Annotated in this window: 12 protein-coding genes; 6 read left to right on the top strand and 6 right to left on the bottom strand. The window is 70.7% G+C overall.

Annotated elements, in window-relative coordinates; genetic code table 11:
* Nucleotides 1-28: 28 nt before the first annotated feature.
* Nucleotides 29-934: a mechanosensitive ion channel family protein gene (locus tag AC1DSA_RS20755; RefSeq protein WP_477892714.1), complete on the bottom strand. Its 906-nt coding sequence runs from the start codon at nt 932-934 to the stop codon at nt 29-31.
* Nucleotides 935-1,414: 480 nt separating this feature from the next.
* Here AC1DSA_RS20755 and AC1DSA_RS20750 point away from each other — a divergent pair, with 480 nt between their 5' ends.
* Both AC1DSA_RS20750 and AC1DSA_RS20745 read left to right on the top strand, forming a co-directional pair.
* Nucleotides 1,415-2,224 carry a hypothetical protein gene (locus tag AC1DSA_RS20750; RefSeq protein ID WP_477892712.1) on the top strand — a complete coding sequence of 270 codons (810 nt, stop codon included), beginning with the start codon at nt 1,415-1,417 and terminating at the stop codon, nt 2,222-2,224.
* An 86-nt stretch (nt 2,225-2,310) separates the two neighbouring features.
* Entirely contained in the window at nt 2,311-2,670 is a 360-nt protein-coding gene (locus tag AC1DSA_RS20745) for a hypothetical protein (protein ID WP_477892710.1), read from the top strand.
* Between the two features lie 439 nt (nt 2,671-3,109).
* On the opposite strand, the gene AC1DSA_RS20740 is transcribed toward AC1DSA_RS20745, so the two are convergent.
* The gene (locus tag AC1DSA_RS20740) at nt 3,110-3,943 is read right to left on the bottom strand and encodes an aldo/keto reductase (RefSeq protein WP_477892708.1); all 834 of its coding nucleotides are present in this window, start codon (nt 3,941-3,943) and stop codon (nt 3,110-3,112) included.
* 86 nt (nt 3,944-4,029) lie between these two features.
* Nucleotides 4,030-4,788 (bottom strand): ArsR/SmtB family transcription factor, encoded by a 759-nt coding sequence (locus AC1DSA_RS20735; RefSeq protein ID WP_477892706.1) that lies wholly within the window; start codon nt 4,786-4,788, stop codon nt 4,030-4,032.
* 104 nt (nt 4,789-4,892) lie between these two features.
* On the opposite strand from AC1DSA_RS20735, the gene AC1DSA_RS20730 reads away from it, so the two are divergent.
* Together AC1DSA_RS20730 and AC1DSA_RS20725 are read left to right on the top strand one after the other, a co-directional pair.
* A complete protein-coding gene (locus AC1DSA_RS20730) occupies nt 4,893-5,222 on the top strand; it encodes an NIPSNAP family protein (RefSeq protein ID WP_477892704.1) in 330 nt (109 codons plus the stop codon).
* Nucleotides 5,223-5,275: 53 nt separating this feature from the next.
* Nucleotides 5,276-5,500, top strand: coding sequence for a hypothetical protein (locus AC1DSA_RS20725; protein WP_477892703.1), 225 nt, complete (start codon nt 5,276-5,278; stop codon nt 5,498-5,500).
* A 7-nt stretch (nt 5,501-5,507) separates the two neighbouring features.
* Here AC1DSA_RS20725 and AC1DSA_RS20720 read toward each other — a convergent pair whose 3' ends face one another.
* A complete protein-coding gene (locus AC1DSA_RS20720; protein ID WP_477892701.1) occupies nt 5,508-6,524 on the bottom strand; it encodes a LysR family transcriptional regulator in 1,017 nt (338 codons plus the stop codon).
* Between the two features lie 189 nt (nt 6,525-6,713).
* Between AC1DSA_RS20720 and AC1DSA_RS20715 the strand changes: the two genes are divergently transcribed.
* On the top strand, nt 6,714-6,917 hold the full coding sequence (locus AC1DSA_RS20715; RefSeq protein WP_477892699.1) for a hypothetical protein: 204 nt from the start codon (nt 6,714-6,716) through the stop codon (nt 6,915-6,917).
* A 3-nt stretch (nt 6,918-6,920) separates the two neighbouring features.
* Here the strand turns inward: AC1DSA_RS20715 and AC1DSA_RS20710 are convergent, their stop codons facing one another.
* Nucleotides 6,921-8,939: a transcriptional regulator gene (locus AC1DSA_RS20710; protein WP_477892697.1), complete on the bottom strand. Its 2,019-nt coding sequence runs from the start codon at nt 8,937-8,939 to the stop codon at nt 6,921-6,923.
* Nucleotides 8,940-9,101: 162 nt separating this feature from the next.
* On the opposite strand from AC1DSA_RS20710, the gene AC1DSA_RS20705 reads away from it, so the two are divergent.
* Entirely contained in the window at nt 9,102-9,953 is an 852-nt protein-coding gene (locus AC1DSA_RS20705; RefSeq protein ID WP_477892695.1) for a class I SAM-dependent methyltransferase, read from the top strand.
* Nucleotides 9,954-9,963: 10 nt separating this feature from the next.
* Here AC1DSA_RS20705 and AC1DSA_RS20700 read toward each other — a convergent pair whose 3' ends face one another.
* Nucleotides 9,964-11,085: an extracellular catalytic domain type 1 short-chain-length polyhydroxyalkanoate depolymerase gene (locus AC1DSA_RS20700; RefSeq protein WP_477892693.1), complete on the bottom strand. Its 1,122-nt coding sequence runs from the start codon at nt 11,083-11,085 to the stop codon at nt 9,964-9,966.
* Between the last annotated feature and the right edge of the window lie 2 nt (nt 11,086-11,087).

Below are 11,087 nucleotides of genomic sequence, written 5' to 3'. Positions count from 1 at the left end.
CGCAGGCCGCGAAGTGCTGCCGGCAGCTTCAGCCCAGGGGCTTCGCGACCTTGATGGGATCGACCGCAGGCACCGCGCCGGCCGTTGCGGGATGGGCCGCTGCCATCGCGGCCATGCTCTCCATCGGATAGATGCGCACCGGCCGCGTGGCCACGGGGAAGCCGGCGGCGCCCAGCGTGTCGGCGATGGCCATGTTGGTGTCGAAGTAGACCTGCCAGTAGTGGTCGTTGTGGCAGGAGGGGCGCACCGCGAGCTTGGGCCCGAACTCGTTGAATTCCAGGATTTCGACGACCGGGGCGGGCGCCGTGCTGGTGTTGGCGACCCGGGATACCGCGGCCTTCAGCAGCAGCATCGCCTTGTGGACGTCGGCGCCGCCGGCGAGCTGCGCGGCCAGATCCACCCGCCGGTAGGGATTGGCCGCGTAGTTGCGGATGTCGTTGCCGATCACCTTGCTGTTGCCGATGACGGTCTTCACGTTGTCGGGCGTGTTGATCGTCGTGCCGAACATGCCCAGTTCCAGCACCACACCCTCGGTGCCGCCGATCATCACGTAGTCGCCGACCTGGTAGGGCCGCAGCACCAGCAGGAAGATCCCGGACGCGAAGTTGCCGAGCAGGCCGCTCCAGGCCGCGCCGATGGCCACGCCGACGCCCGCGACCAGCGCGGCGAAGGACGTGGTCTCGACACCGAAGTAGCCGAGGATGGCCACGACCAGGACGATGTTGAGGGCCGCCGTCAGGAAGTTGCCCAGGTACCGCTGCACCGTCGCATCGACCCGCTGGCGGGCCATCGCCGCGCCGATCATGCGGGTCGCCATGCGGATGAGCCAGCGGCCGACGACGAAGACCGCCACCGCGCCGATCGCCTTGAGCCCGAACGCCACGAGCAGCGGCTGCGCCTGTTCGAACCAGCTTGTCACCTTGGACGTGTCCATGTCGGTTTCCCTTTCTGCGGGCTGCGCATGCGTGCGCGGATCACTCTAACGACGCCAGGCACCATTGCGCCTTGACGTGACGCAAGCCGGTGTGCGGATGAATGCACGGTGCGACGTGCTTCGCGCGATCGCGGATGCACGATAGTCCCGGAGCAACGCGCGTGCAAGGTGCGGCAGCGGCACGACCGGAATCGAAATTCGCGCGTTCGCATGGCGCGCGCAAGCGCAGGTCGTCAGCTTGGAACAAGAGAGCCTGCATCGCGAGGCGCGGCGCGGTTCCCATGCCTGAGCTTGGCATCGCTGGAGGCGTTCTGCAGCCGTCCCTGTCCAAACGGGGGATGTTGCTGCAGCTCGCGCAAGACCACACTTGCGGTGTTCCTTCAGAGAAGATTCCATCGGTCTGGCGAACCCGACACGCTCGGGTGCCGAACGAGTCGGTCCGCCTTTTCTGCAGAGCCCTGCCTGTCCGGAGAACCCTGCATGCCTTTCCAAGCCCGCGGCCTCGCACCTGTCCTGTGCAAGAAACTCGATGACTTCATCGCGACGCACGACATGCCGGCGCTGTACCGCAGTTTCGCCTGGGGCAACGACTTGCACGCGGAAGGCTTCCCGGACATCCTGAAGCTCGAGACCGCCTTGCGTGCGAGCGACCAGGGCAGCGGCGTGTCGGCGCAGGATGCGCAGGACGTCGCGCGCTGGGGCGCGCTGCCGGGTTGGCCGCGCGTCAGGCTGGCGGGCAACGCGGCGTCCGCACTGCCACCGCTCACCCTGCGAGATACGGCCGGCAACACGCAAGCCGCCTGTGACGGCAACCCCGAAGCGGTGATGCGCCTGCTGGCCACCAACACGGTGGGAATCGGTCCCGTCTACGACAGCAAGGTGCTGCGCTTCGCCTGTCCGGAGGACTTCGGTGCGATCGACACGTGGGTCGTCCGCGTGTTCGGTCGGGGCGATCCGCTGTTCGCTGCCGAGGGCAAGTGGCTGGCCCTGAAGGTCACGCAGGACCGGGACAAGCGCTGGGCGATCCCCGAGGACCAGCGCGGCTGGCTCGCCGAGTACGCCCACTGGATCCAGGTCCTGCGCCACATCGCGGCGCGCCTCAACGAGATCGGCATCGCCTGCCCGCACCCGCCTTCCTTCGTGCGCGCCGGGCTGCGGCGGTCTGGCGAGTGGTTCTGTGCGGACGTCGAAATGGCGCTGTCGTCGCATGCCCTCGCGCTGCGCGCGACGCGCGACCGGCCCGACGCGCGGCATTCCGAAAGCCTGGCCGGATCCAGCGCGCTCCAGTAGGCAAGGCCGCGTGGCGTGGGGCGAAACCCCTGCGGCCAGGAGATCTTTGGCCGGCGGCGGAACGGCAAAGCGCCTAGGATGAAGCCATGCCGGCCACCTTGCCGAGTCCCGTGCTCGCGGCAGTCCGGTCCGCTGCCGCTCGCCCGCCATGGGCGATGGGCATGGCTGTGCTGGCGGTGCTGGGCGTCGGCGTGCTCGTCTTCCCCGACGGCGTGAAGACGATGGGCCGCGAGCCGGCGCCGTCGCAGGCGGTGCAGGAGTGCATGGAGGCCGCAGGCCTGTTCCATGACGTGCGCTGGGCGGCCGCCTGCAGCGAACTCGCGGACCAGGGGCAGACCGACGGGACCACGGAGTGCGACCTGCCCAATGCGAGGGCGGGGCGGCTCTACGCCATGCTGGGGCAGGCCGAACAGGAATGCATGGCCGACGCGAGGCCGGCGCGCTGACGCTGTCTCCGATGCAGCCTTGCGAGGCAGCGGTCCGGCGGCTTGCGCGCCCATCTCTTCCGTGAGCGGGGTTACTTCCGCGGTTGAGTTGACGGTTCCGTTATCCTGTCACCAGCCATGATTCAAGCCCTCACGCTCGGGTCGTGGTCAGGGGTCGGTCGGGGGTGATAGGGGACCGACCGGCTCCGCCTCGTTGCGCAGCCAACCGTCCGAAGGAACCCGGCGACGCGCTGTCCAGCTGCACGCCCCGGCTCTCCATGCCGATTTCTCGCGCTGCGTCACTTTATTTTTCGCGCCGCCCGGCGCTGCCTGCGAAAGCATCACCGGCTTGCAGGCCGCGCCCGCGCTCAGGACGCAGCGAACGCGACGGCTTTGTCCACAGCCTTCTCCACGGCTTCTGTGCGCAATCGGCCCACGCGCTTGTGGTAAGGCGCGTGGGTCACAGCATTGCCAGCGGCACGGGCCCCTGCGGCGGGGCAAACAGGCGGTCGAGCTCGTCGAGCTGCTCGCGCGACAGCGGATGCGCCAGGGCGCCGGCGTTCTCCTCCAGCCGTTCACGATGGACCGTCTTCGGGATCGCGATCACGCCGTCCTGCGCCAGCAGCCAGCCCAGAGCCGCCTGCGCGGGGGTCATGCCGTGCGTCTTGGCGAAGTCCACGAGCGCTCGTTTGCGCAGCAGCAGGCCCTGGTCGAAGGGCGAGTACGCCATCACCGGAATGGCGTGCTCGCGCAGCCAGGGCAGCAGGTCCCATTCGATGCCGCGTTCGCCAGGGTGGTACAGCAGCTGGTTCACCTGCATCGCGGTGCCGCCGGGGGTGCGCCACAGCTTGCGCGTGAGGTCGAAGTCCAGGTTGCTCACGCCCCAGTGCTGGATCTTGCCCGCGGCTCGCAAGGCCTCGAAGGCTTCCACCGTTTCCGCCAGTGGCACCGTGCCGGCCCAGTGCAGCAGGTACAGGTCGAGCGTGTCCACGCGCAGTCGCCGCAGGCTGGCCTCGCAGGCGCCGCGCATGGCCGCGCGCGACGCGTGGTGCGGATACACCTTGCTCACCAGGAACACCTCGTCGCGCCGGCCCGCGATCGCCTCGCCGACCAGGTCTTCGGACCTGCCGTCCCCGTACATCTCCGCGGTGTCGACCAGCGTGAGGCCGAGGTCGATGCCGCGGCGGATCGTGGCGATCTCTTCCTTGCGTCGCTCGGGGTGGTCCCCCACGTGCCAGGTCCCCTGGCCCAGGGCGGCGACGCGTTCACCCGAGGGCAGCGCGATCAGCTTCATGTCCGCCAGTATGGCGCGGGGAGGGCGCGCGTGGCAGTCCCTCTTTCGGCCAGCCAGCGAAGGCGACGGTGGCTGCGGCCGCTCGCTCAGCGGGAAACGCGGTCGGGCGCAGGAGCAGCTGGTGCCCCGCGCCTCTCGTCGTCACGCGTCAGCAGCTGCCAGCGCTCGGCACCGAGCCACTGGCGGAATGCGACCGCCCCCGCGGGCATGAGCTCGAGGCTTCGGGTCCCGGGCCTGCGCAGCAGCCAGCCGCGCTCCATGCAATGCGCGCAGAGCAAGGTGCCCAGCCTGCCGGCCAGGTGGACGCGTCGCTCGCCCCAATCCAGGCAGGGCCGGCAGGGCGGCCGCTCGCCGTGCGGCTGCAGGGCCGCCTGCAAGCCCAGGCCTTGCAGCGCCTCGCCAGCGCGCTCGGTCACCACGGCCGTTTCGCCCTCGATCCGCACGGCGCCCAGTTCGACCAGCCGGTCGGCGAGTGCGACCGCGAGGCGTCCCGCGAGGTGGTCGTAGCAGGTGCGCGCAAAGCGCAGCGACGCATCGCGCGGTCCTGTCAGGGGCAGCGGCGCGCGGGGCTGCGCCACCGCCAGCTGCAGGATCCCCTCGAGCATCCGCGCCACCTCGGCGGACGCGAGCTGGTGGTAGCGGTGCCGGCCTTGCTGCCGCACCCGCAGCAGGCCGGCCTCCACCAGCAGTGCGAGGTGCCGGCTGGCCGTGGCGGACGCGATGCGCGCGACCGTCGCCAGTTCGGTCGCCGTGAGCGCGCGCCCGTCCATCAGCGCGAGCAGCATGCCGGCGCGCGCGGGTTCGCCCACGAGGCCCCCGATGCGCGCCAGCTGGTTCGTGTTCATGGCGGCAGTGTGCACGAGCCGCGGCGGACGATGCTTCGTTCCCCAGCGAAACGTTTGCGGGATCCCTGGCCGCAGCATGCCGGCATGTTCAAACCGGAGGCGCCATGCGCATCACCTGCTTCATCCGTTACCAGATCGATCCCGCGCAGCAGGAGGCCTTCCGCGCCTATGCGGCCCGCTGGATGCGCATCATCCCGCGCTGCGGCGGGGACCTGCTCGGCTACTTCCTGCCGCACGAGGGCACCAACGACATCGCCTGGGGGCTGGTCGGCTTCGAGAGCCTCGCCGCCTACGAGGCCTATCGCGCGCGGCTGCGCGACGATCCCGAAGGACGTGAAAACTTCGCGTTCGCGCAGCGCGGTGGCTTCATCCTTCGTGAGGAGCGCAGCTTCTGCGAGGTGGTGGCGCCGGCGACAGCGGATGTCCAGGCGTAACAGTGCGCATCATCCCGGGCCGCCGTCCGCATTGACGCGAAAATTGCCTTTCTATGAAGATCATGTATGCGGCGAATGACGGGGCGGGCCCGACGTACGAGGTCGAGTCGGACCGGCAGGGCAACTACACGATACGGCGGGAAGGCAAGGTCCTCAAGCGCGTCTCGTCCGTGACGAACTATGTCGGCAAGCCACGATGGGGCAGCAAGAAGCTGGAACTGGCCGCGATCGACGACGCGAAGGCCGTGATCGACGCGCACCACGCGCAGGAAGCCTGATGCGCCCTCAGTGGCGCTGATGGTGCGCGGGAGGGCTAGCGTCCGGGTGCAGCGTCCACCGCAGGTCGCCCGAGTCGTCCCCCGCATCCGGCACCGCCGCGAAGTGCTGCGCCAGGAAGCCCGACAGGCGAAGGGCGGCCTCGCCTCCGCTGTGCGGCTGCAGGAGTCCGAGCGGTTCCAACTGGGCGTCCTCGGTGGTCGGCACTTCCACCAGCTCCCCTTGCTCCAGCAGCTCGCGGACGAGGCTGTAGGGAACGAAGGCGAGCAGGTCGTGCGCATGCAGCAGCCACCAGCTCATGGCGGGCACATGGGTGATGACGCCGTAGCAGAGCGGTTCGCTGCGCGTGCGTGCCGTCAAGGCGTCGAAGTGGTCCCGCGCGGGTGAACCGGCCGGAGGCAGCAGCCAGACCTGCCGCGACAGCTCGGACCAGCGCGCCCGCTTGCCATTGGCCAGCGGATGGTCCGCCGCGCACACGACGACGAACCGGTCCGGCTGCAGTTCGCGGAAGCCCCATCCCGCGGGCACCACCAGAGGGCGGCGGCAGGCCACCAGATCGACTTCGCCGCGCGCGATGGCGTCCAGCGGATCGTCTTCCTCGGCCTCGCCCAGCTGGACCTGCACCTGCGGATACCGTTCCGCGAAGGCGGGCAGCACCTGCTCCACGAGCCCGTTGGCGTCCGCCCCGGAGGCCAGCACGCGCACCAGGGTCCGGCCGCGCCGGTCGTGGGCGACCAGGTCATCGGCAGCTTCCGTCAGGCCCCACATCACCTGGCGCGCATGCGGCAGCAGGGCGGTGCAGGCCGGGGTCGGAAGGACCCCGGAAGTTCGTTGCTGGAACAGCTTCGTCTGCACGAGGTCCTCGAGTTCGGCGATGGCCTGCGTCACCGACGCAGGCGTGATGCCGACCGCTTCGGCAGTGCCTTGCAGGCTGCCGCACTCCGCCAGCTTCAGCAGCACCTGGACCTGCCGGAACTTGCCGCGCGCAAGCACGCGGTTGAGCAGGAGGGTGGCGGATGGGTTCACGGGGGCGCAGGCGTGCGGAAGACCGCTTCATCTTAGGGGGAAGGAGGCGCGCGGGTGCTCATCCGCAGCGCACTTGCATGAAAGAACTGAAACCCTTCCCCCACACTCTTCACGCAGCGTTCGCATGCGCTGTCCTCGGCCGCAGCGTCTGGACCGTTGAGGGATGGTCCTCACTGCGTGGAGACGCCGATGACCCCGTCCACGACCGCCACGTTCCAGCTGTGCTTCCGGTCCCTGTTCCAGAGCGGCCGCGGCTATGCGTTTCCCTGCGACGGCGACGGACACGTGGACCTGGACGCACTGAGCGACCGCGCCCGCAACAACTACTTCTATGCCCGTGCGATGGTGGGCCGCGAACTCTCCGTGCCGGCCGTGGAGCTGGAGCCGCACTGACCCTCAGGCATCGACCCTCCTCGCCGCCGTGCGGACCAGCGCTTCCGCCTCAGCACCCAGCTTGAAGGCTCGCAGCAGGTTGTCGACGCCGTAGCCCGCCTGCGCCCGCCGGATCGCGGCCGCGAACTCCCCGGCTTCCCGCATCCGCCCAGCCAATGCCAGGCAGACCATCGCGATCGCCTGGATGTGGACGTGCGCATTCGGCCGCGCGGCGGACCGCACGCCCCAGTCGGCGGCCTCCTCGTAGCGGCCCAGGCGGATCAGCGCCAGGGCGCGCGAGGCCAGCATGCCGAACAGCAAGGGGTCCAGCGGGCTCAGCGCGCGCGCGTGGTCGCATTCCACGATGGCCGCCTGAGGATCTCCCGATTGCGCATGCACGAAGCCCAGCGTGTAGTGGCCCAGGGCGAAGTTGGGGCTCAGGTCGATGGCGGTCTGCAGCTCGCGCAGGGCTTCCTGGTGTCCGTCCTTCAGCCACATCGCCCGGCCCAGCGCCCAGTGGGAGGCGGGATCGCGCTCGTCGGCCATCACGCCGTCGGCGGCCGCGCCATAGGCCTGCTCGATCGCGTCGGCGCGCTCGCGCCAGCCCAGGAAGGCATCCTGGAAGTGGGTGAACGACAGCCCCGCCCGCGGGCGCGCGAAGGTGGGGTCGAGGCGGACGGCCGCCTGGAAGAAATGGCGCGCCTGCTCGTTGTCCTCGCGGTTGAAGCGGAACATGTGCCAGAGGCCGCGGTGGTGGGCCTCCCACGCATCGAGCGAATCGGGGTTCTTCAGGATCGCGCGGTTGCGCTCGGCCACCTCGATCTCGTTGGCGATGGAGGTGACGATGCGGTTGCCGATCTCGTCGAGCACCGTGAAGGTGTCGTCCAGCCGCCCGGAAAATTCCTCGGCCCAGGCCACCTGCGCGCTGCGCGTCCCCACCAGCTGCACCGCCACGTGCAGCCGCGCGTCCGGCCCGCGCCGCAGGGACCCGCTGGCGACGTAGTCCACGTCGAGGCGGCGGCCGGCATCCTCCGAGTCGACCCGCCGCTCGGCCAGCGCGAACATCGTGCCTTCGGCGATCACGAACATGCTGCGCAGCTTGGACAGCCGGGTGATGATGTCGTGCGCCATGCCATCGCCCAGGCCGCCGCGCAGCGCCACGCCGGGTGTGCGGTCGGTGAACGGCATGACGGCCAGCGAGGCGCGGCGGGTCGGCGCCGGCGCTGGCGGCAGCGCTGCCGGTGCCGGTGCCGCCGTCTCCGCGACAACGGTCGCCGCGACGGGCACTCCGCCGGCATGGCCTGACTTGGCGGCCCGCCAGGCATGGCCGATGGGCGCCCAGTCTTGCCCCTCGGCCTCGTATTGCCGCGCGGTCGCGGCCAGGTGCTCTTCACCTTCGCGCAGGCGCCCTTGCGACGCCAGCGCCTGCAGCAGACGCACGTGCGCCTGCCGGTCGAAGGGCGCGATCGCGAGCCAGCGCTCCAGTGCAGCCAGCGCCTGGCCGCTGTCGGGCGGCAAGGCCTGGACCCAGTGTTCGAGCACTGCCGCGTGCGCAGCGCGAAAGTGCCGGCGCTCCGCCACCAGCCAGCCGGAAAACGCCGGGCTGCGGGGCAGGTCCAGGCCGTCCAGGAAGTCGCTGGTGCCGAAGCGCGCGGCCAGCGCCTCCAGCCGGTCCGCGGGCAGCGCGGCGATGCCTTGCTGCAGCACCTCGAGCATCTCGCGTGCGTCGACGCTGCAACCGGCCAGGTCGAGCGCCACGCAGTCGCCGCTGGCGATGACGCGGGGCCGTCCCGGCTCGTCGAGCACGCTCCGCAGCTTGCTGAGGCACCACCGCAGTTCGCCCCGCGGGTCGGTGGGCAGGTCCCACAGCAGTTCGCACAGGTGGCTGCGCGTCGTCGGGTGCCGGGCCAGGGCCAGGTAGGCGAGCAGCGCCCGGACCTTGCGCGAGGGCGGCAGCACCTGGGGCAGGCCGTTGCGGTGGACGGCCAGGGGGCCGAGCAGCCGCAGCGCCATCCCGGAAGCCGGCTGCAGGTCTCCTTGCATCTGTGCTCGCATTTCCACGTGAATTTCCACGCCGTCCACCACGAGGCCTTCCACGTCCGCGGCAGACAGTTCGATCGGACGGCCGGACCGCGACCGCAGCGGCCGTCACGATCCCGCCCGGCGGGTCACTCCTTCAACCTCATCCCACGGGAGCCCATGCTCATGACCGCATCGTCCGCCACCCTCGCGCGCCCGGAAGCCGCCGCCGCGCCCGACTTCGCTGCCATCAAGACCCGCCAGAAGGCCACCTGGGCGTCGGGCGACTATGCCGTGGTCGGCACCACCTTGCAAATCGTCGGCGAGACGCTGTGCGAGGCCGCCGACCTGCGTGCCGGCCAGCGCGTGCTGGACGTGGCGGCCGGCAACGGCAACGCCACGCTGGCCGCCGCCCGCCGCTGGTGCGAGGTCACCTCGACCGACTATGTCCCGGCCTTGCTGGAACGCGGGCGCGAGCGCGCGGCGGCCGAGCGCCTGCACGCCATCGACTTCCGCGAAGCCGATGCCGAAGCCCTGCCGTTCGACGACGCGAGCTTCGACGCGGTGCTGTCGACCTTCGGCTGCATGTTCGCGCCGAATCCTCCCCGCGTCGCCGCCGAACTGCTGCGCGTCTGCCGGCCCGGCGGCAAGGTCGCCATGGCCAACTGGACGCCGGAGGGTTTCATCGGCCAGGTGTTCAAGACCGTCGGCAAGTACGCACCGCCGCCGGCCGGCGTCACGTCGCCGGCCTTGTGGGGCGCCCAGAGCCGCATCGACGAGCTGTTCGGTACCGCAGCCGCCGACATCCATGCCGAGAAGCGGCACTTCGTGTTTCGCTACCGCTCGCCCGAGCACATGCTGGAAGTCTTCCGTGGGTACTACGGCCCGATCCTCAAGGCGTTCGGTGCGCTCGACGCCGACGGGCAGCACGCGCTGGCGGAGGATCTGGTGGGGCTGATGAACCGCTTCGACCGCGGTGGCGGCGCCGGCATCGCGGTCGCCAGCGAGTATCTCGAGATCGTGATCACCCGCCGCTGAGGCGGACGCTTCAGGTGCTCGCGCGGCGCCGCGGGTGCTCGCGGAAGAAGCGCAGCATCTGCTGGGTCGCGTCCGGGCCGGCGGGGTCGGTGTAGGAACCCTGCCGGCTGCCGCCCGACCAGGCGTGGCCGCTGCCATGCACCACCCAGTGCTCCGCGAGCACTTCGCCGTCGTGCGAACGGTGGACGCGGCGGGTGTAGTCGCGTCCGCCGTCGGCCTGCTCACGGTGCGCCTGCGGGTCGCGGTCGCCGCGGCCGGCGCTGGCGCGGATCACGTGGTGCCCGTTGTCCGGGTGCACGGTGGCGTCCGCATCGCCGTGGAAGACGATGGTCGGCACGCCTGCCACCGCGGACGCGGCAGCGTCGGCGCCGGAGCGCATCGCCGCCAGCGCGGAAGGCAGGTCCTTCGCGGAACCCGACGCGAGCCCGGAGTGCACGCCGATGGCGGCGAAGAGGTCGGGGTAGGTCTCGCCCAGGATGGCCGCCATCGCACCGCCGGCGGAGAGGCCGGCGACGTACACCCGCGCGGGGTCGATGTCGTGGCGTTCCATGACCTGCCGCGTCATCGCGGCCAGCAGCGCCGGTTCGCCGCGACCGCGCTCCTGGTGGCTGTGCTTGAACCAGTTCCAGCAGCGTTGCGGGTTGGCCTGCTGCGACTGCGCGGGATAGAGCACGAAGCAGCCTTCGGCGCGGGCCGCCTCGTTCATGCGCGTGCCGGCGGCGAAATCGTCCGGGTCCTGGGTGCATCCGTGCAGCATCACCACCAGGGGCAGCGGCCTGCGGCCGGCCTGCGGCGGGACATACAGCTTGTAGTCGCGCTGTGTGCGGCCATCGCCGCAGCGGCCCGCGACGAACGTGCCGTGGGCCGAGGCGACCGGGCCTTGCGGCTCGGCCCGATGCGGCTCGCTGGCCTCATGCGGCTCGGCCGCTGCGCGCGGGAGCGCTTCGGAGGGAATCTCCCTTGCGGCGACGTCGATGGCGATGTCGCCGGGGGCAGGGGGCACGCCGGCGGCGGTGCGCTCCGGCGTCGAACCCTTCAGGGCGGCCTGGATGGCGGCGGTTGCGGCCATCAGGTCGCCGCCGCGCACGAGTCGGGCGGCTTGCTGCATGAGGCTCTTGAAATTGGGGGGCATGG

The organism is Ramlibacter sp. P4_H7 (genome assembly GCF_056400765.1).
The sequence above is the reverse complement of the archived record's forward strand: the minus strand, read 5'-3'. Positions and strand labels throughout refer to the sequence as shown.

Excerpts from the sequence above, each read along its gene's own strand:
- AC1DSA_RS20755 (WP_477892714.1), bottom strand. The coding sequence starts at position 934 with ATGGACACGTCCAAGGTGACAAGCTGGTTCGAACAGGCGCAGCCGCTG.
- AC1DSA_RS20750 (WP_477892712.1), top strand. The coding sequence starts at position 1,415 with ATGCCTTTCCAAGCCCGCGGCCTCGCACCTGTCCTGTGCAAGAAACTC.
- AC1DSA_RS20745 (WP_477892710.1), top strand. The coding sequence starts at position 2,311 with ATGCCGGCCACCTTGCCGAGTCCCGTGCTCGCGGCAGTCCGGTCCGCT.
- AC1DSA_RS20740 (WP_477892708.1), bottom strand. The coding sequence starts at position 3,943 with ATGAAGCTGATCGCGCTGCCCTCGGGTGAACGCGTCGCCGCCCTGGGC.
- AC1DSA_RS20735 (WP_477892706.1), bottom strand. The coding sequence starts at position 4,788 with ATGAACACGAACCAGCTGGCGCGCATCGGGGGCCTCGTGGGCGAACCC.
- AC1DSA_RS20730 (WP_477892704.1), top strand. The coding sequence starts at position 4,893 with ATGCGCATCACCTGCTTCATCCGTTACCAGATCGATCCCGCGCAGCAG.
- AC1DSA_RS20725 (WP_477892703.1), top strand. The coding sequence starts at position 5,276 with ATGAAGATCATGTATGCGGCGAATGACGGGGCGGGCCCGACGTACGAG.
- AC1DSA_RS20715 (WP_477892699.1), top strand. The coding sequence starts at position 6,714 with ATGACCCCGTCCACGACCGCCACGTTCCAGCTGTGCTTCCGGTCCCTG.
- AC1DSA_RS20710 (WP_477892697.1), bottom strand. The coding sequence starts at position 8,939 with ATGCAAGGAGACCTGCAGCCGGCTTCCGGGATGGCGCTGCGGCTGCTC.
- AC1DSA_RS20705 (WP_477892695.1), top strand. The coding sequence starts at position 9,102 with ATGACCGCATCGTCCGCCACCCTCGCGCGCCCGGAAGCCGCCGCCGCG.
- AC1DSA_RS20700 (WP_477892693.1), bottom strand. The coding sequence starts at position 11,085 with ATGCCCCCCAATTTCAAGAGCCTCATGCAGCAAGCCGCCCGACTCGTG.